Raw genomic sequence first — 25,235 nt, 5'->3', positions numbered from 1 at the left:
TTTATGAAGATTCTTGCCCTAGATACCGCTTCAAGTACCGGTAGTGTCGCTCTTTTGGATGGATCAAAACTGATCGCGGAGCTGTTGCTCAATATCAAGGCGACGCACAGCGAGCGTCTGCTTGAGCAGGTGCAGCAGGTATTGCACGCTGGGGCTCTGTCTATTGACGAGCTTGATTTGATTGCCGTGGTGCACGGGCCTGGTTCTTTTACCGGATTACGTATCGGGTTGGCCACAGCCAAGGGGCTTGCTCAGGCGGCGCATCTGCCTGTGATCGGGGTTTCTGCTTTACAGCTGTTGGCGATGAACCTGCCGCTTTGTCCTGTTCCGATCTGTGTCTTTGTTGATGCCCGTAAAAAAGAGGTCTATACCGCGCTCTTCCACTGGAAGAATGGTTCCCCCGCTGCGCTCGGTCCTGAACTGGTTCTGCCGCCAGAGGCCGCCCTTAAACGACTTACCGGACCCGTCGCTTTGGTCGGTGATGCAGTTGCGCTCTATCGTCCGCTTATCGATAACATACTTGGGGAGCGAGCTCTCTTCCCGGCAGACTGTCATCATCAGCCACGTGCTTCAGCGGCCGCTGTCTTGGCTTCTGGGCAGAATCATTTTAATGGAAACTATGGGCCGGCTCTTCTGAACCCGATTTATATTCGACCTTCAGATGCGGAAATTAATCGATCTAAAACCGGCTGATTTTCAGGGCCAGATCCTTCGATGATTTATTGACAACCGAGATCGGCTGTGTTTTTCTTTTAGTGTAGGTCTTTCAGTCCTTAAACCCCTGCGTGGAGGTGAAAGATGGAAATAGCTCAGAACATTCTGCAACAACTGTTAGACACCAACCCTCGGTTTCGCCTGCTTTATGAAGAACACTCCCTGTTTGAAAAACGACTGGATGAATTTAAGAAAAAAGGCTTCCTTTCCCCTCAGGAAGAACTTGAAGTATTGAATGTCAAGAAGATGAAGTTAGCGGGCAAGGATGAAATGGAGCAACTCGTCGCGAGCACAGGCTGTTAGTGACCCCGGGCGAATTCATATGACATGGTTGTAAAGGGCTTAAGCTGTATGCTTAGGCCCTTTACTGTATCGGCTGTGTTTAGTTTTACTGGAATGTTTTTTGGCCAAGCTGTTTGAATCGAAAAAATTTAGGGGTCAATGGTATCGGTTTTAGCTAGATGATGGGGGGCTTAACCCTAAAGGGAAGGTCGGCTGGCATGGGCAGGGTTGTTTTTCCTGCCAGATCCTGAGCGGTCTGCATGTTTGACGGATCTATATGGCATTCAATTTTTTTGTGTTTGGGCTTGTGCCGAGTTCAATATTTAAGAGAGCCCTCTCTTTGAGAAGGCCAAGAACATTTGTGAGGAGGTACCGTTGAAGTTGACCGGTTCGCAGATTCTTCTGGAAAGCCTGCGCCTTGAAGGGGTTGACCAGGTTTTTGGTTATCCCGGTGGCGCGGTCATCAATATCTATGATGATTTGTATGATTCCCAGATTCACCATATTTTAACGCGTCATGAGCAGGCTGCGGTGCATGCTGCTGATGGGTATGCGCGTACGACGGGGAAGGTCGGTGTGGTTATCGCGACCAGCGGCCCTGGCGCGACCAACACCGTTACTGGAATAGCAACTGCCTATATGGACTCGATTCCGATGGTGATTATTACCGGGCAGGTGCCGACTGCGCTGATTGGTAATGATGCTTTTCAAGAAGCGGATATGTGCGGTATTACGCGCCCCTGTACCAAACATAACTTTCTGGTGCAGGATATTCGCGATCTGCCGCGAATGATCAAGGAAGCTTTTTACATTGCTCGTACCGGTCGACCAGGTCCGGTTTTGATTGACCTGCCGAAAGACATTCAGGTTGCCTCGATGAAGTTTGTTTACCCTGAAGCAGTCAAGATGCGCGGTTATAAGCCCACGGTCGAGGGAAATGAACGCCAGATCGGCAAGGCCGCACAGATGATTCTCAAAGCAAAGCGTCCGGTGTTATATGTTGGTGGCGGGGCGACCCTGGCGAATGTCACCCCGGAGTTGTTACAGTTGACAGAGCTGCTCCAGGTCCCTGTCACCACGACTTTAATGGCGATGGCGGCTTTCCCTGGTAACCATTCTCTGTCTCTGGGTATGCTCGGCATGCACGGTACCTATTCCGCAAATATGGCTGTGACGGAATGTGATCTGCTGGTGGCGGTCGGCGCCCGTTTCGATGACCGTGTAACTGGTCGCATTGATGCTTTCGCGAGTAAAGCCAAGATTATCCAGTTTGATATCGATCCAACGTCTATTCGTAAAAATGTGCGCGTTGACCTGCCGGTCGTCGGGGACTTGAAGTCTGTTTTAAACTCTCTGCTGACTCAACTGAAGGGGTATCCGCAAGAAGTCTCCGATATGGTTCACAATTCAGTCAACTGGCGGGCAGACATTAGCGGTTGGAAGGCGAAACATCCGTTGCGATATACTTCTTCTGAGTCAGTTATCAAGCCACAGTATGTCATTGAAAAACTTTCCGAACTGAGCGCTGCAGATGCCATTATCACGACTGAAGTCGGACAACATCAGATGTGGACTGCTCAGTTTTTTCAGTTTCGTCAGCCCCGGACTTTTTTGACTTCAGGTGGGCTTGGGACTATGGGCTATGGATTACCCGCGGCGTTAGGTGCTCAGGTTGCGTTTCCGAAGCGCCAGGTCATCGATATCTCGGGGGATGGCTCTTTTCAGATGAATTCGCAAGAGTTGGCTACTCTGGTTCAGTACCGTTTGCCGGTTAAAATTGCCATTTTAAACAACAATTATCTCGGAATGGTGCGTCAGTGGCAGCAACTTTTTTTCAATAAACGTTACAGTCAGACCTGTATGGAGTTGCCGATCGATTTTGTTAAATTGGCCGAGGCCTATGGGGCAACAGGTTTGCGGACTGATAAGGTCGCGGATGTCGAAGGCGTAATCACGCAGGCGCTTGAAATCGATGGCCCGGTTTTGATGGAATTTAAGGTCTGTCGCGAAGAGAATGTTCTGCCGATGGTTCCTGCGGGCAAGGGGATTCACGAAATGGTTCTGGCTTCTTGAGAGGTCAGAGTGTTTTTTTATTGAAATAGCGGAGAGACAAGATGAAACACACAATATCTGTGTTGGTCGAAAATGAGTTCGGTGTGCTGGCTCGGGTGTCGGGGCTCTTTTCTGGACGTGGTTTTAACATTGAGAGCCTATCGGTTGCACCTACACTGGAACCAGACACCTCACGAATGACCATCGTTACGCGTGGTGATGACCGAGTCCTGGAGCAGATAACCAAGCAATTGAATAAATTAATTTCAACGATCAAGGTTGTCGATTTCACCGATGAAGAGTACGTTGCTCGTGAGTTGGCTCTTATTAAGGTGACCGCTGAATCAGAGTCGCGTGCAGAGGTTCTGAGAATCGTAGATATTTTTCGCGCCAAAGTGGTTGATGTCACAGCCCGATCCTATACGGTTGAGATGACAGGTGCCCCTGCTAAGATTGATGCGGTTTTACAACTGTTGACGCCGATGGGGATTAAAGAGGTTGTGCGTTCGGGTCCGGTTGTCATCGGCCGTGGTGCCAAAGGGGTCACTGGCTAGCCTGATTTCCGTTGCTTTTGCAGAGGGGCAACTTGGCTTTTGTTTGCCTTGAAGCTACTGGCTGTGTTATTTGTTTCAATCATTTTAAGCACCTAGAAACACGCAAACCCTGTTAAATTCCTATTTAAATATAGGGGTTTAACATGTGCAAAGCGTTTTATCCTTGAAGGGCAGTCCAACTATCCTGAGATGCCCGCTTGTCACCGGAATAATGCCGTCCATCAGATTGAGGTAATTGGGGAAAGGCTGCGCAGTATGATGCCCTGGATTCAGAAGATCGTAGACAAAAACTAAGACCTTTTCCCAAGCAAACTTTCAGAAAGGGCAGTTGTCCCGCTGCCCTTTCTCTACTTTAAGAGGCGTTTGAAATCCCATGCGAAATGCCAATCTACCCGTTGCCCAAGAAGGTTATCCTTTTATCGGACTGTTCGCCTTTATCACTCTGATCTTTGCCCTGCTCGGGTGGGGTTTTCTGGCGGTGATCCTCCTTGCGTTGACACTTTTTACCATCTATTTCTTTCGCAATCCTGAGCGTAATCCCCCACCAGGTGAAGGACTGGTCATTGCTCCAGCGGACGGTGAGGTCATCTTTGTCGGAAATGTCGAAGAAAATCATTATTCTATGGGGCCGGTACAAAAAATCAGCATCTTCATGTCGGTATTTAACGTTCATATCAATCGCGTGCCACTGAGCGGTAAAGTGGTAGATATGTTTTATCGGCGCGGCGAATTTTTTAACGCTTCACTGGATAAAGCGAGTGAGCAGAATGAGCAAGGCGGCATCCTGCTTGAAGATGAAAAGGGGCGCCGGATTCTGTTTGTCCAAATTGCAGGTTTGATCGCCCGGCGGATCGTTACCTATCCTGTCATTGGTGACCTCCTCAGGGTCGGGCAACGCTATGGTTTGATTCGCTTCGGCTCACGGGTAGATGTTTATCTTCCTACTGACTGTAGCATTCAGGTCAGCCTGGGGGATAAAACGATCGCCGGAGAGTCAATTCTCGGGAGATGGAATGACAACTGAGGCAAAGCCTGTTGAGAAAAAAGAGCCGCCGCATCGTGGTGTCTACCTGTTGCCGAATTTGATTACCGTGGGCAGTTTGTTCGCTGGCTTTTATGTCATTATTCTAGCCGCAGATGGAAATTTCGAACGGGCAGCCTGGTTTATTCTGGTCTCTGGTGTCCTGGATGGGCTCGATGGTAAGGTTGCACGCCTGACCGGCACGACCAGTAAATTCGGGGTCGAACTTGATTCGCTCGCCGACCTGGTCGCCTTTGGCGTCGCCCCCGGGGTTCTGATGTACACTTGGGCTTTGCGTGGATTCGGCAAACTCGGCTGGCTCGCTGCTTTCCTGTTTGTCGTCTGCGGTGCCCTGCGCCTGGCCCGGTTCAATATCCAGGTGAATACGGTTGAGTCAAAACGTTTTGTTGGTTTACCAATTCCAGCTGCTGCAACAATCGTTGCGACCTGTGTTCTTCTTTTCTATGAAATGGGCGGTTCTGGAACCATCCGTCAGGGTTCCATTATGATCCTGATTTATATTCTCGCCTTCCTGATGGTGAGTAATGTCAGCTATTACAGTTTTAAAGACCCCGATCTTTTTAAACGCCAGCCATTCTTCTTTCTGGTCCTTGGAATTGTCCTCTTGATTGTCATTGTCGCACAGCCAGTAGTGATGCTTTTTATTATTGGTTGTCTGTATTTGATCTCAGGTCCGCTCTGGACCTTGAAGCTTAAAAAAAAGAACAAACATCTGGAGAGCATGGATCCTGTCGGGGACGAAGATTTAAAATTTTAGGCGAATCAGAGTCGACTTGTGGAGATGAGAAAATTCATTGCATTCTAAGTTTTGCAAAAAACTTGACAGGATTGTGCCTTTAATGTTGAATGTATGATCACATTTTAGAAAAGCATTGAAGAGGAGTAGTAGACTCTATCTTTCGTCCCAGAGAGTCGGCGGTTGCTGCAAGCCGACACGAAAGAGGGTTGAACTCGCCTTGGAGCTGCAGGGTTGAAGCCTTAGGTCTAGGTCCTGCCGTGAGCCAGCGTAAATGGCGAATCAAGGGTCAGCAAGGAACTTTCTTTGCTGGCTGAAACAGGGTGGTACCGCGAAGCATTAAGCTCTCGCCCCTGCACGGGGCTGGGGCTTTTTTTGTTGCTGGCGATGCAACCTGAAAGGGGGTGGTTTCATGGAATCTGATCTGGGTGACCTGGGGGCTGAATTGTCTCGAGGGCAGGGGGTTGAAACCACCGGGATTCTGGTCTTGGCATATAACATTTAACCGACTAAGGGTGAATGACATGGCGAACACTGAGAGAATTATTGTTTTTGATACAACCTTACGCGACGGTGAACAGTCTCCCGGCGCCAGCATGAATATCGAAGAAAAGTTGCGTATTGCCCATCAACTCGAAAAAATGAATGTTGATGTTATCGAGGCCGGGTTCCCCATCGCTTCTGATGGGGATTTTGAAGCGGTCCGGAAGATTGCGCAAACGATCAAAGGACCACAAATTGCCGGTTTGTCCCGCTCGAGTGAACTCGATATTAACCGCGCCTGGGAAGCGTTAAAATATGCCGGCGAGCGTGGAAGAATTCACACTTTTATTGCCACCAGCGATATCCACATGAAATATAAGCTCAAAATGAGCGATCAGGAAGTTTTGGACGGCGCAGTCAAGGCAGTTCAACTGGCCGCCAGCTATACGCCGAACGTTGAATTCTCCGCTGAAGATGCTGTCCGGACCCGCCTGCCGTTTTTGGCTCAGGTGATCAAGGCTGTTATCGAAGCTGGCGCTACAACGGTCAATATCCCCGACACCGTCGGGTATACCGTTCCGTCCGAGTATTTCGATATGATCCGCTACCTCAAGCAGAACGTCAGCAACATTGATAAGGCGATTATTTCGGTTCACTGCCATAACGATCTCGGATTGGCCGTGGCAAACTCACTAGCTGCAGTTCAGGCGGGGGCACGCCAGGTCGAATGTACCATCAATGGCATCGGCGAGCGGGCCGGAAATTGCAGCCTCGAAGAGATTGTCATGGTTTTGCGGACACGGCAGGATATCCTCGCCTATTCAACCGACGTGATGACTGAGCAGATCGTCCCTGCAAGTAAATTACTCTCGACAATCACAGGGATTCAGGTTCAACAAAACAAGGCGGTTGTCGGTGCGAATGCTTTTGCCCATGAGGCTGGCATTCATCAGCATGGTGTCATGATGGAAAAATCGACTTATGAAATCATGACCCCGGAGTCGGTCGGCCTCAATCAGAACAAACTCGTTCTTGGCAAGCACAGCGGGCGACACGCTTTTAATGATCGGCTCAAGAGCCTTGGTTATGATCTGAATCGTGAGGAGAGTGAAAAGGCTTTCGTGCGGTTTAAATCATTGGCCGACAAGAAAAAAGAAATCTTTGATGAAGACCTTGATGCCATTGTCGCCGATGAGGTTTTGCGCGTTCCCGAAACATTTAAATTATTGCAGATGAATATCAGCTGTGGCTCCTTTGCTACTCCGACCGCGACCGTTGAAATGGAAATCGGGGGCAAGGTTAAGAAGGTAGCCGTCTTGGGGGATGGTCCGGTTGATGCGACCTTTAAGGCCATCAAAAAATTAACTAAGAGTCAGGCGAAGTTGCTCAATTTTTCGGTCGGCGCAATAACCGGGGGGACTGATGCGCAGGGAGAATGTACCGTGCGTCTGGTCGAAGATGGGCGTGAAACATTGGGTGCCGGAGCGCATCCCGATATTATCGTTGCCAGTGCAAAGGCTTATATCAATGCATTGAACAAGATTGCCGGAAAAGCGATTGCGAGTATGAAATCACCCGTTTAATCAGGGCTAATATTAAGATAGGGAAGAAAAGGAGTTTTCATGGGTAAGACCATAGCTGAAAAGATTTTTGCGGCACATCTGCGTGATGAACCTTTTGAGGGGACACGCGTGCTCAGCCTCGATCGAGTGCTCTGTCACGAAATCACCACTCCGGTCGCGATTGCCGATCTGGTGTGGCGTGACAAAGATCGTGTTTATGACCGTGACAAAATCAAGGTTGTTATCGATCACGTTACGCCATCCAAAGACAGTAAGACCGCAATGCAGGCGAAAATTCTGCGTGACTGGGCGCATCGGCATGAAATCCCTGATTTTTTTGACGTCGGTCGAAACGGCGTCTGCCACGCTATCTTCCCCGAAAAAGGTTTTATCCGGCCAGGATTCACGGTCATCATGGGTGATAGCCACACCTGTACTCATGGGGCATTTGGTGCCTTTGCTGCCGGGGTCGGAACTACTGATCTGGAGGTGGGTATCTTGAAGGGCGTTTGTGCCTTTCGTGAACCGGCATCCATCAGGATTAATATTAATGGCACCCTGCCCTCAGGTGTGGTTGCGAAAGATGTCATCCTGCATGTTATCAGCCACCTCGGTGTCAACGGTGCAACTGACCGCATTCTTGAATTTCGCGGTCCGGTCGTTGAAGCGATGAGCATGGAAGCACGTATGACCCTGTGCAATATGGCAATTGAAGCCGGTGGCACATGTGGGATCTGCATGCCGGATATGACCACGGTTAATTACCTCTGGCCGTTTATTCAAAATGAGTTCGGGACAAAACAAGCTGCCTTAGCGGAGTACTCCAAGTGGATTTCTGACGACGCGGCCAGATACGACAAGGTACTTGATTTTGACGTATCAGGCCTTTCTCCGCAGGTTACTTTCGGCTACAAACCGGACTGCGTGAAGCCGGTCGCCGAAATGGCTGGAACGCGCGTTGACCAGGTCTATATCGGCACCTGTACCAATGGCCGGATTGAAGATCTACGTGAGGCTGCAGCAGTCCTTAAGGGGAAGAAGGTCGCGGATTCGGTGCGCGGTATAGTTTCGCCTGCGACCCCCAAGATTTTCAGTGATGCCCTCGAAGAAGGTATTATCCAGATATTCATGGACGCGGGCTTTTGTGTTACTAACCCGACCTGCGGTGCCTGTCTCGGCATGAGTAATGGTGTCTTGGCTGAAGATGAGGTCTGTGCTTCTACCAGTAACCGCAACTTTAATGGGCGGATGGGTAAGGGTGGTATGGTTCATCTGATGAGCCCGGCTACGGCGGCCGCTACGGCGGTAACTGGCTCAATTACTGACGCGCGCAGTCTTTAAGCCGACAAGGAGACACAGAAAATATGAGCAGCAAGAAAATTTTTGGCGGCCTGGCGATTGTTCTCGACCGTGCCGATATCAATACCGATGAAATTATTCCAGCCAAGTACCTGACTGAAGTAACCAAGGAGGCACTGACTCCTTTTATCCTTGAAGATCTTAAACTCGACGGGTTTGATCCCAACGGTGAAAAGTTGAAGAATGCGACAGTGATTATCACACGTGAAAATTTCGGTTGTGGTTCATCACGAGAGCACGCCCCCTGGGTGTTCGAGGTTAATGGGGTCCATACGGTCATTGCCGAGAGCTACGCACGAATTTTTCGTCAGAACATGTTTAACTGCGGGATGTTGGCGATTGAACTGCCAAAGGAAGATATTGAGCAGATTTTAGCGCTTGAATCGGCAGGAGATATCCAGGTTAATGTCGATCTGCCTGGGCAAAAGATTAACGCTTCAGTCGGGAGTAAAAGTCTCGACTTAGACTTCGAGATCAGTCCGTTTGACAAGGCACTGGTTGAAGCCGGTGGCTGGGTGGAGTTCGCTGACGCCCGTTATTGAGCGCTTTTGGTTGTTAGATAAAAAAGCCGTGGTTCCTTCAGTTGATTATTGTGGGGGCCACGGCTTTTGTGCCTTTGGGATGAGACTAGACTAGATTCTTCAGCCAGCCGAGCGCGACAAATGTGCCGGCGGCCGAGCCAAGTGAAGAGAAAAAAAATACCAGCATGATGCGCGCCAAGCGGTTACTCCACCAGCCTTTAAATGTGGTCAGGTCGTCGCCGATATGTTCCATATCGCGTACTGTTGGGGGAGCGACAAAGGCCTGCACGAAAGCGGTAACGAAGCCGGCACCGATGGTTGGGTTCAGCGCTGTGATTGGTGCGGCGACAAAGGCTGAGATGATGGTCACTGGATGGCCCATGGCGATCAGGGCGCCTACTGCCGAGAGCAGGCCGTGAGCAAGAACCCAGGCGATAGCGGCGTCAGCCAGTTTCTGGTGGTCGCCGTAGATAAACCCACCGATAAAAAGGGCAATGACAGCCGCTGGAATCAGCCATGGGAGGGCCTTCGATAATTTGGTTTTTGGTGGAATTGAGCCGATTTCGTGTATTGTTTCGGCTGAAATTTCGAGCTGTAAATTTTTTATGATTCCTGGCAGGTGGGCGGCGCCTACAACTGCAACAATCTTTTCTCCTGGCGCATTGCGAATATGGTAGGCCATATAGGTGTCGCGCTCATCCACCAGGATGGCCTTGACTGATGGCAGTAGTTTGCCCATCTCCTCAAGCATTTGTGACAAAGTGTCGCCCTTACGTAGTTCGGCCAGTTGAGCCTCGTCAAGTTCCTGCTTTTCGAACAGGCTGCCGATCAGGGCGGCAAGTACCTTCATTTTGTTCCAGTATCCAGCCTTGCGCCAGGTGCGCAATAAAGTTGTGCGGATGTTTCTATCGACCAACTCGATTTGCATGCCACGTTCTTCAGCCGTTTGTGCTGCTGCCGCAAGTTCCGCCCCAGGCTTGACCCCGGTTTGCAGTCCCATCTTTTTCTGGTAGCTTGATAGCGCCAAATTGGCGAGCAAAAAAGGCATTTGTCCTTTTTTTATGACTTCTTTGATGTTGAGCGATTCCCAGCCTTTTTGATTGGTCAGGGCCTGGTAGCGCTGCGCATCAAGCTCTACACAGACAGTATCGGGGCGATGCTCATCGATAGAACGGATGACTGTATCAACTGATTCCTGTGAAATATGCGCGGTGCCAATCAGAATGATTTGTCGACCATCAAGGGTGACGATGGTGGGTTGGTCCTGGTTATTGTCAATTTCGGTATTCACCGGAGTTCCTTTGGGGTGTGATGGTTGGAAGCGCGGCGAAGTTTAACATGGGAGAGCGAAGTTTTAATAGACTTTATTGGTATTTCTGGGCGGCGTGAGAATCTATCTGGATCCCCAAAAAAAAGCATCCTTCAAATCGAAGGATGCAATGTAACCATGAAAGGACTCTCCACTCAGCCGTGGGTCTTGGGCCTCACTACGAGTACCAAAAAGGTGGGTTCTCCTGCTCATCTTTCAGGCGTCCCGCTCAAGGCGGGCTGGCACACCAGACGATGCAAGGAATTCCCGTTATAACAGCTATTCCGCGTGGGCGTTCTGACCTCACCTGCCGGGCAGAGAGTCGATCAATGATACGGCTACAGTATAGGCCGAGGTTGATATTGGAGCAAGGACGAAAAAGGATGACTCTTCATGGAGCATATTTTGGACTCTGGGTGAAGCGTGATTGTCGTTTGACAGATGGTGAGGAATCGCTTGATAATACATTCTTATTTAAATTCAGGAAATTGTTGGGATAATGATATGCAGTTGTTGCTGATCGGCTTATTTGGTGGTTTTGGTTGCGTAACACGCTATCTCGTCTCGGGCTGGACTTATCAGGTTTTAGGACGAGCTTTGCCTTATGGGACCCTTGTGGTTAATATCGGGGGGTCTTTTCTTCTTGGATTTTTGATGACCTTCGGTCTGCGAAGCACTTTGATCCCTTCAGGTCTCAGGGTTGGTTTAACCATCGGTTTTATGGGTGGGTTTACGACCTTTTCCACATTTTCTTTTGAGACCTTAAAGTTGATCGAAGAGGGGAGTTTCATACAGGCAGGTACCAATGTGATATTGAACGTCCTGCTTTGTCTTGTTTTTGCTGCAGCTGGAATGATGCTGGCTCGCCAGATATAAAGGAGTTTGCTCTATGACTGGTTTTGCGGGAGAAAAAACGCTGATGCGGATCTTTATTAGTGAAGCTGACCGTCACAAGGGGGAACCTCTATACAGGGCGTTACTCGAGTTGTTGAGAAAGCAGGGCTTTGCCGGGGCAACCGTTTTAAAAGGGGTCGCCGGGTTTGGTGCAAATTCGGTGATGCACACTGACCAACTTTTGCGTCTCTCTGCAGAGTTACCTCTGGTAATTGAGGTCGTCGACGATGAAGAGAAGATACAACAGATTATTCCGCAGTTTGACACTTTGATGCTCGGAGGGATGATTACCCTCGAAAAAGCACGGGTTATTCGTTACCGTCCCTCTAAATAGAGACCGATACATGCTAAAAAAAATATTTTCGCTCTTCACTTCTTCTGAAGAAATATCGCAACCTGATCGTATCTCGCTGGCCGCAGCGGTACTGCTGCTTGAGGTTGCTTATGCTGACGGTGAGTGTAGCAACTCAGAGGAAGAATTAATTCGGAATTTACTTCAACAACGATTTAATCTTGCTGGTGAAAAGCTGGATGAACTATTGACTCTGGCTACCGAAACTCAACAGCAGAGTGTTGATCTTTACCAGTTTACAAGCCAGATCAATCGAAACTTCAGTCAGCCTGAAAAAGAACAGATTATTGAAGCTTTTTGGCACCTGGCCTTCGCCGACGGACGGCTTGATGTTTATGAGGAAACGCTACTCCGGCAACTCGGTAGCTTGATCGGCTTGTCAGATCGCCAATTGATCGATGCCAAAATCAAAGTTCGTAGTGAACTTGATTCTGGTAACTGAAGTTATCAGTGGCGCAGCTTTTTTCCAATCTATCTGCCTGGAGCCAGCGCCTGATCAAAGAGGTGCTCTCCACGGGTGATTTCGCTGTCGATCTCACGGCTGGTAACGGATATGATACACTGATGCTCGCTCAGGCGGTCGGTGCAATGGGCAGGGTGTTGGCTTTTGATGTGCAAAATAAAGCGCTGGAAAATACCGCCAGCCGTCTGGCTGGGCTAGGCCTCCCGGTGCGCAGGTTATCCGTTCCGGGAACGGAGATAGCGGCAGGGGTAAATATGGTTCAGGCTGATCATGCCGACTTTGATGCTTGGTGTGTCATGCCACCGCGGGCGATTATTGCAAACCTGGGTTATCTGCCCGGTGGAGATCGAACGCTGGTGACAAAAGCGGAATCCACTCTCGCGGCACTAAAGGCTGCTTGCAATCGCCTGGCATTTGGAGGTCGCATTGCCGTCGTTGTCTACCCCGTTCATCCAGGCGGCCTTGTCGAAGCCGAGGCGGTTGAACTATTTTTCAATCAACTTGAAGAGAGCCAGTTTGAGGTGTTGCATTTACGCGTTCTGAATCGCCCGCGCTCACCATTTTTACTTACGGCCAGTAAACAAAGCTGACCCTGCTCCTCCGTGGATAACTCTATGCTGCAATTTCTAGAAAAAATTGGGGATTACACCCTTTACTATCTTGAACATGCCGGGCGCATGACGATTTTTCTCTTTCAGTGTCTTTGGCGGATATTGACGCCACCCTACAAACTGTTCCCGGTGCTGCAACAAATTGATTTTATTGGTGCACGTTCCATCTTTGTCATTTTTTTTACCGGGGGGTTTACCGGCATGGTTCTGGCTCTACAAGGTTATTATACCTTGCGTAAATTTGGGTCTGAAGGGTTATTAGGCTCCGGTGTCGCTCTTAGCCTGATTCGTGAACTAGGTCCCGTGCTGGCCGCATTAATGGTGATCGGTCGCGCCGGGTCGGCGATAACAGCCGAAATCGGGATTATGCGTAATACTGAGCAGATTGATGCCCTTGAGTGTATGGCCGTCGATCCCCGTCGTTATCTGATGGTTCCAAAATTTATTGCCGCTGTAATCAGTCTTCCGTTGCTGACGGCCGTCTTTGACGTCGTCGGTATTGTTGGAGGGTATCTTGTTGGTGGCCTGATTCTTGGTGTCAACAGTGGTACATATTTTCAAGGGATGTACCAGAGTGTTCATTGGAATGATGTTGAAATGGGGTTGGTTAAATCTTTGGTATTTGGTCTGTTAATAGTCTGGATTTCGACGGCGAAGGGTTATTTTCTTCACTGGGAGAGAAGTGGGGGGTTTGGCGCCGAAGGGGTAAGCCGCACGACGACGAGTTCGGTAGTGTTGGCTTCGGTGACGGTCCTGGTGTGGGACTATCTGATTAGCGCCATAATGCTTTAGGATTCTATGTAAATGAATGATGAAAAAAGCTCAGAATGTCCTGTGGTCATAGAATTAGCCGGCGTGGTGAAACGTTTTGGCCGTCAAAAGGTTTTAGCAGGGGTTGATCTGCGTGTGTGTGAAGGAACGACAACAGTCATTGTTGGCGCCAGTGGCCAGGGCAAGAGTGTTATCCTCAAGCATATGTTGGGTTTGATGCGGCCCGACGAAGGAGAAGTTAGAATTTTTGGTAGGGATATCGCCAAGGCCTCGGCGCGCGAATTGAATATTGTACGTCAAGATTTTGGCGTATTATTTCAAAATGTCGCCCTGTTCGATTCGATGACGATCTTTGATAATGTCGCTCTTCCCCTGCGTGAACGAACCAAGGATACTAAGCAGCAGGTTGCCGCCCGCGTTGAGGAGTTGTTCAGTATGATGGATCTCCCCGGCGTTGGTAGCAAGTACCCGGCACAACTTTCTGGGGGTATGCAGAAACGTGTCGGGTTGGCGCGGGCTTTGGCTTTAAATCCCAAGGTTATGTTTTTTGATGAGCCGACGACAGGCCTTGATGTCATGAAGAGCAACGAGATTTATCGTCTCTTTCATCACACCCAGGAGCGCGTGGGTTACACCGCCGTTATCGTCAGTCATGATGTGCCTAAAATATTTAAACTCTCAGATCATGTTGCCTTGCTGGCTGAGGGAATTATTCAAGGGCAGTTGACTCCCGAACAGTTCCAACGTTCAGAAAACCCGCTGATACGCGAGTTTGTTGAAACGACCATGGGACCAATCTACTCCAGTGAAAGAGAGGAAACATCTCTATAATGAAACGGCTCTCTATAACGAAACGGATCAATACTGAAGTGGCAGTCGGCCTGTTTGTGGTTCTTGGCTTCCTCTGCTTTGCCTGGCTTTCCATGCGTTTGGGCGATGTTGGCCTATTCGAAAAACCCTCTTACACTGTCAGCGCTAAATTTGGTTCGGTCTCAGGATTAAAACCTGACGGAAGGGTTGAAATTTCCGGGGTACAGGTTGGGAAAGTTATTGGTATTCGGCTGGAGCCAAAGTCCTACCAGGCGATCGTGCAGATGAAGATTGATCAGGGTGTCCTGCTGCAGGAGGATGTTATCGCATCGATTCGTACTGCCGGTATTATTGGTGATCGCTATGTCAGTATATCCCCAGGAGGTATGGATAAGGTGTTAAAAGATGGTGGTGTAATTACCGAGACTGAATCGGCTATCAATCTGGAACAATTGCTCAGCAAATATATTTTTCAAAAGTAGAGGTTCCTGTGCGTTGGACAATTTTTATTAGTATTTTTTGTGTATTTTCCCTTTTCGTAGGGGCTGTCCATGCTCAACAGACACCTCAACGGATATCTACGAAAAATGTGACTGATGCTGCCTTTGCCAATGCTTTTTCAGACGCGTTTGCCGACGAAGATTCTGCCCCGTTAATTTCAGACCCTTTTGAAACAATGAATCGTGGAACTTTCTGGTTTAACGATAAGCTCTATTTTTACTTCTTGAAGCCGGTAGCCCGCGTTTACTCCATAGTGCCGCGACCTGCCAGAACGTCAGTCGGGAATTTTTTTTCCAATCTCAGCAGCCCGGTGCGTGTTATTAACTCTGTACTGCAGCTGAAGCTGGACGATGCCGGTCGTGAGATCAGTCGGTTCTTTATCAACAGCATCATTGGTCTAGGCGGTTTATTTGATGTGGCCGACAAATGGGCGAAGATCCCGCAGAAAAAAGAAGATTTCGGTCAGACTCTTGGCTTTTATCATCTTGGTCAGGGCCCCTATCTGATACTTCCATTTCTGGGGCCATCAAGCCTGCGGGACGCTGGGGGGACTTTGGTTGATACGGCATTTCTTGATCCCTTCACGCTTCATCTGACGCAAAATTGGAATTTGACGGAAAAAACCGGTTTAAGAGTTGGACAGGCTATAAATTACCTGTCATTGGATGATGACAGTTATGAAAAAATCAAACGTGACTCTCTCGATCCCTACCTGTTTATGCGCGCGGCCTATGCTCAGTATCGGCTGGCAAAAGTGGCGCAATAAAGCTATAATTACCTGCGTAATTAATTAACCTATTTCTGGAGTATGCTTTATGCGATTACTTATAGTTCTCGTTATGCTGAGTTTTGCCCTACCTGTTCACGCGTCGACAATCTCGCCTCGCGAGCAGATGAAGCAGATGGTTGATGGTGTCTTTGCCGTGTTGAACAGTGATCTTACCCCTGAGGCAAAAAAACAAAAGATCAGCGGCACCGTCCAGAAGTATCTGAGTGTGGAGTCTCTTTCACAACGTACCCTCGGGGTCTACTGGAGACAGGCTTCTGCTGATCAATTGAAGCATTTTATGTCGCTTTATGTGCAAATTCTTGAACAGACTTACCTGAATCGGGTTGATGATTATTCTGGCGGAAAGGTCGATTATCTTCAGGAGTTAATCCATAAAGACAAGGCGATTCTTGATACCGAATTTGTTTCCCCTGAGCGTAAGATTTCAGTCAAATATAAGATGCTTGAAATGAATGGTGTCTGGCAGATTTACGATGTTTTAATCGAAGGTGTCAGTCTGGTCCGGAGTTATAGGTCAAGTTATAACGAAATTCTCCGTAAAGAAGGATTTGACGGGCTATTTAAGCGGATGGATGAAAAGCTTGCCCAGATGAAAAAAGGTGCCTGATCACTCATGACAATGCTTGCTGAAAATCTTTGTCGGGAGATTAAGTCAAACTTCCGCTTTTTTCAATATCTTGACGATTCTGAAAGAGTGGTAGTTGGACGATATCTGGAATGTTGTGAAGTTCCGGCCGGGACCGTTTTGTGGCAGGAGGGTGATGAGAGTGATGCAGCTGCCTTCGTGGTTGAGGGGAAAATTGAAGTTAAAAAAGCGACCGAATTCGAAGATAAGCATGTCATTGTAGGTATCTACGCTGAGGGCTCTGTTGTCGGGGAGCTTTGTTTATTCTCCGGGGATAACCGTGCGGAGACCGCTACGGCGTTAACCAATGCAAGGTTGCTAAAAATTAACGATAAGAATTTTGAAGCCTTGTTGAAGGAGCACCCTGTCATCGGGGGCAAGTTGCTGAAAGGGATGTTCCTTGCAGTTGCACGGCGCCTGAGAAAATCGTTTGAACGGTTGGCCGCAGTCTTTTAAGCGGGTCTCGTTTTTTTCACTCTAACAGCTCCGATGGCTATAAGGCCGCCGGGGCTGTTTCACTTTAAGGGCCAACAAAATAAATTAAAAACCCAGATTTACGGAAGGGGAAGCCAGTATCTCTATTGATTTCATGTCCCTGCGTTTTTGCTACAAGACGGAGATAATTGTACTTTCCCGATAAGTGATCGCTATTGAGAGCACTTATACTGATGACATTGTCAGCGCTTGTTCTGCAACCTGGTTCAGATTCCGGAATCGCTTCAGTCGATCTTTTTGAGCCCGGAGAAGGAGTGGTTGAAGATCTCCAGCAGTTCCAAATTCTGTTTCGAGATCATCATCGCATTGCCGATGATGCCGTAGTACAGGATGCTGAGGCGGGTTTTAGATGAATTGTCCTTGATGCGGCCAACTTGTTTTTCGTTCAACTTGGCGGCCAATTCGCGCAGCTCTTCGTCTTTTTGGACCAGGTGCTTCAGGTCTATGGTCTGTCCTTGACCGATGGTTTCAGCGACTTCCCGCAGGATTTCACGTAGCTGCAGACGCACTACTTCCAGTTCGGCAACCTGTTCGGGCAACATCCCTTTGTGATGGTTGCCGACGTGGACGTAGGCGCGCAGAACGATGTCGCGGTGACCATCGCTGAGTTTCTGCAGGCGGCGAACAGTTTGAGGGTACTTATGACTTAAAGGGACCCCCTTCTGATCCAGGTGGCGCATCGCTTTGAAGATGTTCGCGCTGATGATCCCCGACCACTGCTGAATTTTATTAAGCTTTTTGCGTTGTACGCCGATCTGGTCGAAATTGCTTTTGAACAGGGCGGTTAGAGTCACATCGAGGGAATCACTGATCTCATGCAGCAGATAACTCATCTGTCTAAAGGTTGTCACGACGGTCAGGTGAGCGTCATCGACCGACTTGAGATTGAAAATAGTCTCTTTTTTTGTCTCTTCGGCCATTGCCCGATGTTTGCGATGGGCATTGAGAATCAGTATCACCGCCAGCGCCAGCAGCAGGAGAACGCCGATTCCTTCGGTGTAGAAGATAACCGAGGCGAAGATCGAGGCGAAGATAAAGGCGATGACCGCGGTCATGAACCAACCACCGATAACCGTCAACACACCAGTGATACGGTAGACAGCACTCTCTCGTCCCCAAGCGCGGTCGGCAAAGGAGGTCCCCATGGCGACCATGAAGGTGACGTAGGTTGTTGAAAGGGGCAGCTTGTTGGCGGTGGCGTAGGAGATAACAATACTCGCAACCATCAAATTGACGGAGGCGCGAAGCAGGTCAAAAGATGGCCGCTCGCCGTGCAGAATAACTTTTGGTGCCTTTTCAGTATCAAATCTCTCGGCAATCAGGATGCGCAGCCTGCTGGGAATAATAACGCGGATACTGTCAAACAGGTGCAGAACCAGACGTACGATCGCCCGTGACAGGCCGATGGATTCGAAGCGCTCGATCCCTTCATCTTGCTGGCTGAGTTGGATAGTCGTTTCGGTTACGCCTCGGGCTTTGCGTGAAAAGTAGAGGGTGCCGACCATAAGCCCTCCGGCAATCAGCAGGTAAAGGGTATTGGAAGGGATTTTGTGCCCCAGTGCACCCATGGTGGCGTGTAGGGGGTCCGCTGTTGCCATTGCCGCTTTGAAAGCGTAGAGCCCCGCCAGAGGTACGCCGATGAAATTAACCAGGTCATTGGCAGCAAATGCCATGGCCAGGGCGAAGGTGCCGATGAGGATAATGGGTTTGAAGATATTGAACTTGAGTTGTTGCATGATCTGTAGCAGAAGCGCAGAAACGATGAACATGACGAGCATGATCAGTTCGGCATGGGACTTGATCCAGTCCACATTTTCGCTGGTAATGAATGAGGCGCCTTTGGCTCCTTTGACCAGAATAAAATAGGTGATCGAAGTCAGTGCCATCCCACCCCAGAGGGCGCCGTAGCGCCTGACACGCTTCTGGTAGTCAAAAGTAAACAGAAGGCGACTCAGAAACTGAGCGATGGCACCGCAGACAAAGGAGACGACGACCGAGAGCAGTATCCCCATGATGATGGCGATGGCCTTGGCTGAGTTGATGTAATGTCCGATGTCGATCAGGCTGTCACCCGCGGCAAGGATCTTCAGGAGCGACACGGCAACCGCCGCGCCGAGCAATTCAAAAACCACCGAAACCGTGGTCGAGGTCGGCAGCCCGTAGGTGTTGAACAGGTCGAGCAGAATGATATCGCTGATCATCACCGCCAGGAATATGGTCAGCAATTCAGGCATGGTGAAAAACTCGGGGTGGAAAATACCTTTGCGTGCGACTTCCATCATGCCGCTGGAGAAGGTGACTCCGGCTAGGATTCCGAGGCTGGCAACAAAAATGATTGTCCGGCGCGAGGCTACCCGCGAACCGATAGGGGAATTAAGAAAGTTAACTGCGTCATTGCTGACACCGACGATCAGGTCGACTGACGCAATTAAAATAAGAAGGCCCACCCCAATCATGAGAATTTCTGTATTCATGCGTCATGATATCCTTTTGCTAGGAGAAAATTTTATAGAAAGAAATAGGCGAAGTGACGCGCCTTTATTTGTTAGTTTTTTTGGGGCGTCTTTGTTCATCCCCGGACGAATACATACCCCAATTTCGCTTACAAATAAAGAGGTGGTTTCTGTTTGAATGATTGAGTTTCATTTTTGCTGCTGACGAGACGCGCGCGTATGAAGCATTAACGGGAGTTCAATGGATATATAGGACGTATGGTCTTTGGCTTGTGGACAGAAATGGGACCGGAGATACGAAAAAGGGTCAGCCGAAAACGGCTAACCCTTTTATCTCTTTAATGGTCGGAGCGAGAGGATTCGAACCTCCGACATCCTGGTCCCAAACCAGGCGCGCTACCAGGCTGCGCTACGCTCCGAGGACGGTACAAGTACCATGATCATCTAAGTGATGCAATAAAATCTTTGCGGTTTTTTCTATTTAAATTATCCACTCCGGGGAAGGGTTCATCCCTTCGAGAAATTGAATAACTTCTTCGGCAAGCGCCTTGGGATTGAGTCGTCCATCAAGTGTTAACTCCGCCGATTTTGGCGGTTCATAGCTTATTTCTGACATATTTCGCATGCTCTGATTTGTCCCTGGTTGGGACTGGTCATATCCGTTGTAGCGCGCAATACAGGTTTCCAGTGGACTGTCGAGATAAACTTCAAGGAAATCGATTTTGCCGGTAATCTCACGGGCTCTCTTGCGTTCGATGGCATACCTGGATGTGGTCGCCACCAGCACGATCAGTCCGGCTTCGGCCGCGAGTTTTGCGACTTCCCCAATTCGGCGAATGTGTTCAACCTGTCCGCTGTCAGAATCATCGAGATCAGAGTTCAGACCGCGGCGCAGATTGTCGCCATCGAACAGGCAACTGTGACGTCCTGCGGAGTGCAGGTGCTTTTGCACCATATTGGCAAGAGTCGTTTTTCCAGAGCGACGTCTGCCGGTAATCCAGATCACGGCCGGTTTTTGTCCTTTGATATCGGCCAGAGCGGCGCTGTCGACATCAATCTCCTGCCAGGGGATGCGGTCAGAGGGTGACAGGATCTCTTCTACCATACCGGCACCGACGGTCGCGTTGGTCAGCCGGTCGATCAGAATGAAACTGCCAGTCATACGGGTCTCGAGGTACAAGTCACAGGAGATGACATTGCTCAGGTTCAGCCGACACAGACCGACTTCGTTTAGTCCCAGCGCCTTGCCTGGTTCTTTCTGCAGGCTGTTGACATTGACCTTGTGGATGATCTCGGCGATCTGGACGGGAGTGGTTGCTGCGCCCATCTTGAGCAGGTAACTGCGACCGGGTAACAGATGCTGGTCATGCATCCAGACAATTTTGGCTTTTAAACGATCACTTGAGGCCGATTTACTGTCACTGGCGGTGAGCATCTCACCGCGGCTGATATCGATCTCATCTTCAAGGGTCAGGGTGACAGCCTGGCCGGCTACGGCGACATCAAGATCCCCATCAATGGTAATGATGCGGGCGACCCTGCTCTGCTTCCCTGATGATGCAACGATAATCTGGTCTCCGGGGTGAATTGTCCCGCTGGCGATGGTGCCGCAGAAGCCACGAAAATCGAGATTAGGCCGGTTGACCCACTGCACCCGCATCCGAAATGGTTTGTTGTGGCTGTTGTCGGGGAGGCCCAGCGTTTCCAGGTGATGCAGCAGACTCGGACCCTGGTACCAGGGGGTGTTTTCTCCAGCGGAGATGATGTTCTCCCCCTTAAGCGCCGAGAGCGGAATGCAGCAGATCTCCTCAAACCCGAGATCGGCCGCAAATTCATGATATTTCCGACAAATATCTTGAAAAACCTGTTGATCATAAGCGACCAGATCCATCTTGTTGATCGCCAGTACCACTTTGCGGATCCCGACCAGCGAGACCAGATAGCTGTGACGCCGGGTCTGGGTCAAGAGTCCTTTGCGGGCATCGACCAGAATTACCGCGACATCAGCTGACGAGGCGCCAGTGACCATATTCCGCGTATACTGCTCATGGCCGGGGGTGTCGGCGACAATAAATTTACGTTTGTCGGTCGAAAAGAAGCGGTAGGCGACGTCGATGGTGATCCCCTGTTCACGTTCGGCCTGCAGGCCATCGAGCAGCAGGGAGAAGTCAATCTCTTCCCCCTGGGTGCCGACTCTCTTGCTGTCAGCTTCCAGGGCTGCAAGCTGGTCTTCAAAGATAAACTTCGAATCCCACAGCAAGCGCCCGATCAAAGTGCTTTTGCCGTCGTCGACGCTGCCGCAGGTGATGAAGCGCAGGAGTGATTTCTCTTCCTGCTGTTTCAGGTAACCGAGAATATCCTCGGCGATCAGTTCTGATTGGTGTGTCATCTTAAAAATATCCTTCCTGTTTTTTCTTCTCCATCGAACCGGCCTGATCATGATCAATGGCACGTCCCTGGCGTTCACTGGTGCGGGCCAGGAGCATCTCCTGGATAATCGCCGGAAGGGTTGCAGCGATCGATTTGACGGCGCCGGTCAATGGATAACAGCCCAGGGTCCGAAAGCGGACGGGGATGTTTTTGACGATTTCGCCCGGTTGCAGCACAAGGCGGTCATCGTCAATCAGAATCAACATGCCATCGCGTTCAACCACCGGACGAACGGCGCTTAAGTAAAGCGGCACGATCGGGATCTGCTCGAGGTAGATATATTGCCAGATATCCAGCTCAGTCCAGTTTGAAAGCGGGAAGGTGCGGATCGATTCCCCTTTGTTGACCCGGGCGTTGTAGATGTTCCACAGCTCGGGGCGCTGGTTTTTAGGGTCCCAGCGATGATTGGCGCTGCGGAAGGAGAAGATCCGCTCCTTGGCGCGGGATTTCTCTTCATCGCGGCGCGCACCGCCGAATGCGGCATCGAAACCGTACTTGTCCAGCGCCTGCTTGAGACCGTCGGTTTTCATGATGTCGGTATAGCGTGCGCTGCCATGCACAAAGGGGGAGATCCCTTTTTCGACCCCTTCCTGATTGGTGTGAATCAGCAGATCGAATCCGACATCTTCAGCCATCTTATTGCGGAAGGCGATCATCTCCTTGAACTTCCAGGTGGTATCGACATGGAGCAGCGGAAAGGGGATTTTAGCCGGATAAAAGGCCTTGCGCGCCAGGTGCAGCATGACCGCTGAGTCTTTGCCGATGGAGTAGAGCATCACCGGGTTTTCGAACTCGGCAACGACCTCGCGCATGATGTGGATACTTTCGGCCTCTAACAATTCAAGGTGGGTCATCAGTCGTCCTTTTTGGAATCGTTCAAGATAAGCGGTGGTGCAAATTGAAATGATTTCCGGCTTTTCAGCGGCGATGCAGGCCGCACTCTTTATTCTCGGGGTTTTCCCACCACCAGCGGCCGGCGCGGATGCCTTCACCGGGTTTGATGGCGCGGGTGCAGGGTGCACAACCGATCGACGGATAACCCTGTTCATGGAGCTGATTAAACGGCAGGCGGTGCTCTGTTGCATAGGCCCAGACCTGCGCATCGCTCCAGTCAATCAGGGGATTAATTTTGATGATTCCACCGTGGGCTGCGTCGACTTCAATCCCGGCGAGTTCTACGCGAGTTGCACTTTGTGCCCGGCGCTGCCCGGTGATCCACCCCGCTCGACCTTTTAAGGCGCGGGATAAGGGTTCGACCTTGCGGATATGACAGCATTCGAGACGATTTCCAACGTTCTCACGAAAAGAGAAGAGTCCCTTTTCCCGTTCTAGGTTTTGCAGCGCCTCAGTTTGGGGCAGGTACCACTCGATCGCGAGTTGGTATTTCTGGAGCAGCGCTTCGGCGACCTCGTAGGTCTCTTCATGCAGGCGGCCGGTATCGAGGGCAAAAAATTTGACATCGCTTGCATGCTTGCGCAGCAGGTCGATGACGATAAGGTCTTCGACACTGAAGGAGCAGGCCATGGCAATATTCTGACTGCCGGCTTTGATTATTCCTTGTTCCAGAATCTTTTCTGCGGTGGGTTGGTTTTGCTCTTGGGAGGTTGCGTTCATGTCTCATCCTTTTTAGATCGAGTATTCCGGCTCAGTTTTCGGACGACCGTAGTCGATGCGGTTCCATATCCGCTCATGCGCGAAATAGAGGGCAAACTTGATCAGCGTGTCGGCCAGGCCGACAGTGGCGGCGAATTCGCCCTTGCCTGTCAGCCAGTAGACGAGGCATGTCGTGATAATTGTTGCCAGGACGCGCCATGAGAGAGCTTTAGCAATACTTCTACGGTTTGATTCCATCTTTAAATCCCCTTAGCCGAATGTGAAATACAAACTATATAAACATACTCTTTTTGTCAACAATAAAATCTAAACTAATACCACCAATTGTATGGTAAATTTTAACTATCCGTAATTCTGTGGTTATTTATTTTAATTAGGACAAAAAACTAACTTGACAAGCATGATCAACAAAGTCTAGATTCCTACCACACTAATTGATGAGGAGTTGTACTCATGGAGCTTGATGAACAGAAATTGCGCCTCGAGGGGATCTATAAACAGAATGAGCAGGGCGAATATATGCAGCGGGTTAAGCTGGCGGGAGGGATTCTTTCGACCCAGCAGGCTGGCACCCTGGCCAAACTTGGAGAAAGATTCGGCAGCGGGATCCTGCATCTTTCCACCCGGGGCAGCATAGAGTTCCATGGACTAAAAGCCGGGGATTTGAGCAAGATTTATCGCGGTCTGGCGAGCGTCGGTCTGTTCTCGCGCGGTGCTTGTGGCGGGGCCGTGCGCGGGATTTCCTGCAGCAGCAGTTTCGGTCCCGGATTTGGCCGGACTCAAGTTTTGCTGCGCCATTTTTTAACTCATTTCAGCGGGAACCCACATTTTGAAGGATTGCCGAAAAAATTCAAAATCGCGATTGAGGCAGGATACGCGCAGAGTCGTCATCTGATTCAGGATCTGGCACTGGTGCTGGTCGAAGAGCAGGGCGATGAGTCACGCTATGACGTCTGGATTGCTGGTGGGCTGGGCCGTGAACCTCAGGCCGGTTTTATCCTGGCCGAGAGGGTGATTGAAGCCGAACTGCTCCCGCTGGCAGAAGCGATCATCGCGATCTATAAAAACTGGGGTGAAAAGGGCCGGCGTCTGAAATATATGCTGAATACACTTGGAGAAGCAGAACTGCGTCGCCGTATCACTGAGCATCTGGAACAGCACCCTGTGGTTAGATTTTCCGATGCTTTTCCCAAACAACTCTTGCCGGCTGAGTCTTCTCAGCGGGTTGCGCTGGATATTTTTGTCGGGGAACTGCCTGCCGCGAAACTTAACCAACTTGTAACGCTGGCTTCCCGGCATAGTTGCGATTGGTTCCTTGTGACTCCGGATCAGAATATCGAAATGCTGGTTGACGGGAATATGGCGGCTCTGCAACAGTCCCTGACCGCCGCCGGATTTTATCAGGCAGATGAAGTAGGGGCTCTGCGTGTTTGCCCGGGCAACCAGGAGTGCCGTATGGGGCTCTGCGCCACGCGGGATCTGGCCCTGCGGATTCGCAGGGATTTCGGCCCAAAATTGCAAAATCGTTCCCTTGCCATCTCGGGCTGCCCGAATTCTTGCGCACAGCCGCAATTGGCTGATTTCGGAATTATTCCCAGCAGTTTGAGGCGCGAGGGGGAAACACGGGTTGCACAATTTAATTTATATGTACGGAGGGGCACGGGACTCGGAGAACTTCAGGCGACCGGCTTGAGTAAGATCGAACTATTGGCACAACTTGAGGAACGGCTGGCTTTGAGTTAAGGCCCAGCCGTCGCTGAGTTTAACCCTTATAAAAAGAAGAAGCCCTGCTGGTCACTGCCAGCAGGGCTT

At 50.0% G+C, this 25,235-nt stretch carries 26 protein-coding genes, 1 tRNA gene, 1 other RNA gene, 1 pseudogene and 1 other annotated feature; of the genes and pseudogenes, 21 read left to right on the top strand and 8 right to left on the bottom strand.

Translation table 11 applies throughout. The features are described 5' to 3' along the window. The first annotated feature begins 3 nt into the window (after window positions 1-3). From tsaB to leuD, 10 genes and pseudogenes are all read left to right on the top strand, one after another. A complete protein-coding gene (gene tsaB, locus D888_RS0110625) occupies window positions 4-693 on the top strand; it encodes a tRNA (adenosine(37)-N6)-threonylcarbamoyltransferase complex dimerization subunit type 1 TsaB (protein ID WP_026362338.1) in 690 nt (229 codons plus the stop codon). Window positions 694-798: 105 nt separating this feature from the next. Further along, window positions 799-1,017, top strand: coding sequence for a DUF465 domain-containing protein (locus tag D888_RS0110620; protein WP_020676536.1), 219 nt, complete (start codon window positions 799-801; stop codon window positions 1,015-1,017). Between the two features lie 354 nt (window positions 1,018-1,371). Continuing rightward, the gene (ilvB, locus tag D888_RS0110615; protein WP_020676535.1) at window positions 1,372-3,069 is read left to right on the top strand and encodes a biosynthetic-type acetolactate synthase large subunit; all 1,698 of its coding nucleotides are present in this window, start codon (window positions 1,372-1,374) and stop codon (window positions 3,067-3,069) included. Window positions 3,070-3,110: 41 nt separating this feature from the next. Beyond that, window positions 3,111-3,602: an acetolactate synthase small subunit gene (gene ilvN, locus D888_RS0110610; protein WP_020676534.1), complete on the top strand. Its 492-nt coding sequence runs from the start codon at window positions 3,111-3,113 to the stop codon at window positions 3,600-3,602. Window positions 3,603-3,749: 147 nt separating this feature from the next. Next, window positions 3,750-3,896: pseudogene (locus tag D888_RS24875) on the top strand (ketol-acid reductoisomerase); the annotation flags it as partial. A 79-nt stretch (window positions 3,897-3,975) separates the two neighbouring features. Then, complete coding sequence (locus tag D888_RS0110605) at window positions 3,976-4,626, top strand: phosphatidylserine decarboxylase family protein (protein WP_020676533.1); 651 nt, start codon at window positions 3,976-3,978, stop codon at window positions 4,624-4,626. Beyond that, window positions 4,616-5,401, top strand: coding sequence for a CDP-diacylglycerol--serine O-phosphatidyltransferase (gene pssA / locus D888_RS0110600; RefSeq protein ID WP_020676532.1), 786 nt, complete (start codon window positions 4,616-4,618; stop codon window positions 5,399-5,401). Before D888_RS0110605 ends, pssA begins: the two co-directional genes overlap by 11 nt. 106 nt (window positions 5,402-5,507) lie before the next feature. Further along, window positions 5,508-5,738: a binding site (T-box leader), on the top strand. Between the two features lie 166 nt (window positions 5,739-5,904). Then, a complete protein-coding gene (locus D888_RS0110590) occupies window positions 5,905-7,446 on the top strand; it encodes a 2-isopropylmalate synthase (protein ID WP_020676530.1) in 1,542 nt (513 codons plus the stop codon). A gap of 39 nt (window positions 7,447-7,485) precedes the next feature. Further along, window positions 7,486-8,766 (top strand): 3-isopropylmalate dehydratase large subunit, encoded by a 1,281-nt coding sequence (locus tag D888_RS0110585; protein ID WP_020676529.1) that lies wholly within the window; start codon window positions 7,486-7,488, stop codon window positions 8,764-8,766. Window positions 8,767-8,789: 23 nt separating this feature from the next. Beyond that, complete coding sequence (leuD, locus tag D888_RS0110580; protein WP_020676528.1) at window positions 8,790-9,326, top strand: 3-isopropylmalate dehydratase small subunit; 537 nt, start codon at window positions 8,790-8,792, stop codon at window positions 9,324-9,326. A gap of 85 nt (window positions 9,327-9,411) precedes the next feature. Here the strand turns inward: leuD and D888_RS0110575 are convergent, their stop codons facing one another. After that, complete coding sequence (locus tag D888_RS0110575) at window positions 9,412-10,596, bottom strand: TraB/GumN family protein (protein WP_020676527.1); 1,185 nt, start codon at window positions 10,594-10,596, stop codon at window positions 9,412-9,414. 162 nt (window positions 10,597-10,758) lie between these two features. Beyond that, window positions 10,759-10,938, bottom strand: a non-coding RNA gene (gene ssrS / locus D888_RS23650) — 6S RNA. A gap of 180 nt (window positions 10,939-11,118) precedes the next feature. Between ssrS and crcB the strand changes: the two genes are divergently transcribed. Genes crcB through D888_RS23140 form a run of 10 tightly spaced genes read left to right on the top strand, consistent with a single transcriptional unit; the run spans window position 11,119 to window position 16,887 of the window. Continuing rightward, entirely contained in the window at window positions 11,119-11,490 is a 372-nt protein-coding gene (gene crcB, locus D888_RS0110570; protein WP_020676526.1) for a fluoride efflux transporter CrcB, read from the top strand. 13 nt (window positions 11,491-11,503) lie between these two features. After that, window positions 11,504-11,842 carry a DUF190 domain-containing protein gene (locus D888_RS0110565; protein WP_020676525.1) on the top strand — a complete coding sequence of 113 codons (339 nt, stop codon included), beginning with the start codon at window positions 11,504-11,506 and terminating at the stop codon, window positions 11,840-11,842. A gap of 10 nt (window positions 11,843-11,852) precedes the next feature. Then, the gene (locus D888_RS21385; protein ID WP_020676524.1) at window positions 11,853-12,302 is read left to right on the top strand and encodes a tellurite resistance TerB family protein; all 450 of its coding nucleotides are present in this window, start codon (window positions 11,853-11,855) and stop codon (window positions 12,300-12,302) included. Between the two features lie 8 nt (window positions 12,303-12,310). Then, a complete protein-coding gene (gene mnmM, locus D888_RS0110555) occupies window positions 12,311-12,913 on the top strand; it encodes a tRNA 5-(aminomethyl)-2-thiouridylate-methyltransferase MnmM (protein WP_020676523.1) in 603 nt (200 codons plus the stop codon). 24 nt (window positions 12,914-12,937) lie between these two features. Beyond that, a complete protein-coding gene (locus D888_RS0110550; protein ID WP_020676522.1) occupies window positions 12,938-13,726 on the top strand; it encodes an MlaE family ABC transporter permease in 789 nt (262 codons plus the stop codon). Window positions 13,727-13,738: 12 nt separating this feature from the next. Further along, entirely contained in the window at window positions 13,739-14,536 is a 798-nt protein-coding gene (locus tag D888_RS0110545) for an ABC transporter ATP-binding protein (protein WP_020676521.1), read from the top strand. Next, window positions 14,536-14,997 (top strand): outer membrane lipid asymmetry maintenance protein MlaD, encoded by a 462-nt coding sequence (gene mlaD / locus D888_RS0110540; protein ID WP_020676520.1) that lies wholly within the window; start codon window positions 14,536-14,538, stop codon window positions 14,995-14,997. The genes D888_RS0110545 and mlaD overlap by 1 nt, the downstream gene beginning before the upstream one ends. Window positions 14,998-15,005: 8 nt before the next feature. Beyond that, on the top strand, window positions 15,006-15,782 hold the full coding sequence (locus D888_RS21380; protein WP_156826991.1) for an MlaA family lipoprotein: 777 nt from the start codon (window positions 15,006-15,008) through the stop codon (window positions 15,780-15,782). Window positions 15,783-15,831: 49 nt separating this feature from the next. After that, complete coding sequence (locus D888_RS0110530) at window positions 15,832-16,413, top strand: MlaC/ttg2D family ABC transporter substrate-binding protein (protein ID WP_083928838.1); 582 nt, start codon at window positions 15,832-15,834, stop codon at window positions 16,411-16,413. Window positions 16,414-16,419: 6 nt separating this feature from the next. Beyond that, window positions 16,420-16,887 carry a Crp/Fnr family transcriptional regulator gene (locus tag D888_RS23140; RefSeq protein ID WP_020676517.1) on the top strand — a complete coding sequence of 156 codons (468 nt, stop codon included), beginning with the start codon at window positions 16,420-16,422 and terminating at the stop codon, window positions 16,885-16,887. Between the two features lie 263 nt (window positions 16,888-17,150). Here the strand turns inward: D888_RS23140 and D888_RS0110520 are convergent, their stop codons facing one another. The 6 genes from D888_RS0110520 to D888_RS0110495 form a co-directional block, all read right to left on the bottom strand. Then, window positions 17,151-19,400, bottom strand: coding sequence for an inorganic phosphate transporter (locus tag D888_RS0110520; protein ID WP_020676516.1), 2,250 nt, complete (start codon window positions 19,398-19,400; stop codon window positions 17,151-17,153). A gap of 321 nt (window positions 19,401-19,721) precedes the next feature. After that, window positions 19,722-19,798: transfer RNA gene (locus D888_RS0110515), tRNA-Pro, on the bottom strand. A gap of 62 nt (window positions 19,799-19,860) precedes the next feature. After that, a complete protein-coding gene (cysN, locus tag D888_RS0110510) occupies window positions 19,861-21,768 on the bottom strand; it encodes a sulfate adenylyltransferase subunit CysN (protein WP_020676515.1) in 1,908 nt (635 codons plus the stop codon). A 1-nt stretch (window position 21,769) separates the two neighbouring features. Further along, window positions 21,770-22,663 (bottom strand): sulfate adenylyltransferase subunit CysD, encoded by an 894-nt coding sequence (gene cysD / locus D888_RS0110505; RefSeq protein WP_020676514.1) that lies wholly within the window; start codon window positions 22,661-22,663, stop codon window positions 21,770-21,772. A gap of 64 nt (window positions 22,664-22,727) precedes the next feature. Beyond that, on the bottom strand, window positions 22,728-23,423 hold the full coding sequence (locus D888_RS0110500; protein ID WP_020676513.1) for a phosphoadenylyl-sulfate reductase: 696 nt from the start codon (window positions 23,421-23,423) through the stop codon (window positions 22,728-22,730). Between the two features lie 12 nt (window positions 23,424-23,435). After that, window positions 23,436-23,660, bottom strand: a complete 225-nt coding sequence (locus tag D888_RS0110495; RefSeq protein WP_020676512.1) for a DUF2061 domain-containing protein — start codon at window positions 23,658-23,660, stop codon at window positions 23,436-23,438. A 216-nt stretch (window positions 23,661-23,876) separates the two neighbouring features. On the opposite strand from D888_RS0110495, the gene D888_RS0110490 reads away from it, so the two are divergent. Beyond that, window positions 23,877-25,166, top strand: a complete 1,290-nt coding sequence (locus D888_RS0110490) for a nitrite/sulfite reductase (RefSeq protein ID WP_020676511.1) — start codon at window positions 23,877-23,879, stop codon at window positions 25,164-25,166. Window positions 25,167-25,235 lie beyond the last annotated feature (69 nt).

This window comes from Geopsychrobacter electrodiphilus DSM 16401 (assembly GCF_000384395.1).
GTDB lineage: Bacteria > Desulfobacterota > Desulfuromonadia > Desulfuromonadales > Geopsychrobacteraceae > Geopsychrobacter > Geopsychrobacter electrodiphilus.
The sequence above is the reverse complement of the archived record's forward strand: the minus strand, read 5'-3'. Positions and strand labels throughout refer to the sequence as shown.

Excerpts from the sequence above, each read along its gene's own strand:
- D888_RS0110565 (WP_020676525.1), top strand. The coding sequence starts at position 11,504 with ATGACTGGTTTTGCGGGAGAAAAAACGCTGATGCGGATCTTTATTAGT.
- ilvN (WP_020676534.1), top strand. The coding sequence starts at position 3,111 with ATGAAACACACAATATCTGTGTTGGTCGAAAATGAGTTCGGTGTGCTG.
- D888_RS0110590 (WP_020676530.1), top strand. The coding sequence starts at position 5,905 with ATGGCGAACACTGAGAGAATTATTGTTTTTGATACAACCTTACGCGAC.
- D888_RS0110490 (WP_020676511.1), top strand. The coding sequence starts at position 23,877 with ATGGAGCTTGATGAACAGAAATTGCGCCTCGAGGGGATCTATAAACAG.
- mlaD (WP_020676520.1), top strand. The coding sequence starts at position 14,536 with ATGAAACGGCTCTCTATAACGAAACGGATCAATACTGAAGTGGCAGTC.
- D888_RS0110585 (WP_020676529.1), top strand. The coding sequence starts at position 7,486 with ATGGGTAAGACCATAGCTGAAAAGATTTTTGCGGCACATCTGCGTGAT.
- D888_RS0110550 (WP_020676522.1), top strand. The coding sequence starts at position 12,938 with ATGCTGCAATTTCTAGAAAAAATTGGGGATTACACCCTTTACTATCTT.
- D888_RS23140 (WP_020676517.1), top strand. The coding sequence starts at position 16,420 with ATGACAATGCTTGCTGAAAATCTTTGTCGGGAGATTAAGTCAAACTTC.
- leuD (WP_020676528.1), top strand. The coding sequence starts at position 8,790 with ATGAGCAGCAAGAAAATTTTTGGCGGCCTGGCGATTGTTCTCGACCGT.
- D888_RS0110500 (WP_020676513.1), bottom strand. The coding sequence starts at position 23,423 with ATGAACGCAACCTCCCAAGAGCAAAACCAACCCACCGCAGAAAAGATT.
- D888_RS21385 (WP_020676524.1), top strand. The coding sequence starts at position 11,853 with ATGCTAAAAAAAATATTTTCGCTCTTCACTTCTTCTGAAGAAATATCG.
- D888_RS0110620 (WP_020676536.1), top strand. The coding sequence starts at position 799 with ATGGAAATAGCTCAGAACATTCTGCAACAACTGTTAGACACCAACCCT.
- crcB (WP_020676526.1), top strand. The coding sequence starts at position 11,119 with ATGCAGTTGTTGCTGATCGGCTTATTTGGTGGTTTTGGTTGCGTAACA.
- D888_RS0110495 (WP_020676512.1), bottom strand. The coding sequence starts at position 23,660 with ATGGAATCAAACCGTAGAAGTATTGCTAAAGCTCTCTCATGGCGCGTC.
- D888_RS0110545 (WP_020676521.1), top strand. The coding sequence starts at position 13,739 with ATGAATGATGAAAAAAGCTCAGAATGTCCTGTGGTCATAGAATTAGCC.
- pssA (WP_020676532.1), top strand. The coding sequence starts at position 4,616 with ATGACAACTGAGGCAAAGCCTGTTGAGAAAAAAGAGCCGCCGCATCGT.
- D888_RS0110605 (WP_020676533.1), top strand. The coding sequence starts at position 3,976 with ATGCGAAATGCCAATCTACCCGTTGCCCAAGAAGGTTATCCTTTTATC.
- D888_RS0110520 (WP_020676516.1), bottom strand. The coding sequence starts at position 19,400 with ATGAATACAGAAATTCTCATGATTGGGGTGGGCCTTCTTATTTTAATT.
- tsaB (WP_026362338.1), top strand. The coding sequence starts at position 4 with ATGAAGATTCTTGCCCTAGATACCGCTTCAAGTACCGGTAGTGTCGCT.
- D888_RS0110530 (WP_083928838.1), top strand. The coding sequence starts at position 15,832 with ATGCGATTACTTATAGTTCTCGTTATGCTGAGTTTTGCCCTACCTGTT.
- cysD (WP_020676514.1), bottom strand. The coding sequence starts at position 22,663 with ATGACCCACCTTGAATTGTTAGAGGCCGAAAGTATCCACATCATGCGC.
- cysN (WP_020676515.1), bottom strand. The coding sequence starts at position 21,768 with ATGACACACCAATCAGAACTGATCGCCGAGGATATTCTCGGTTACCTG.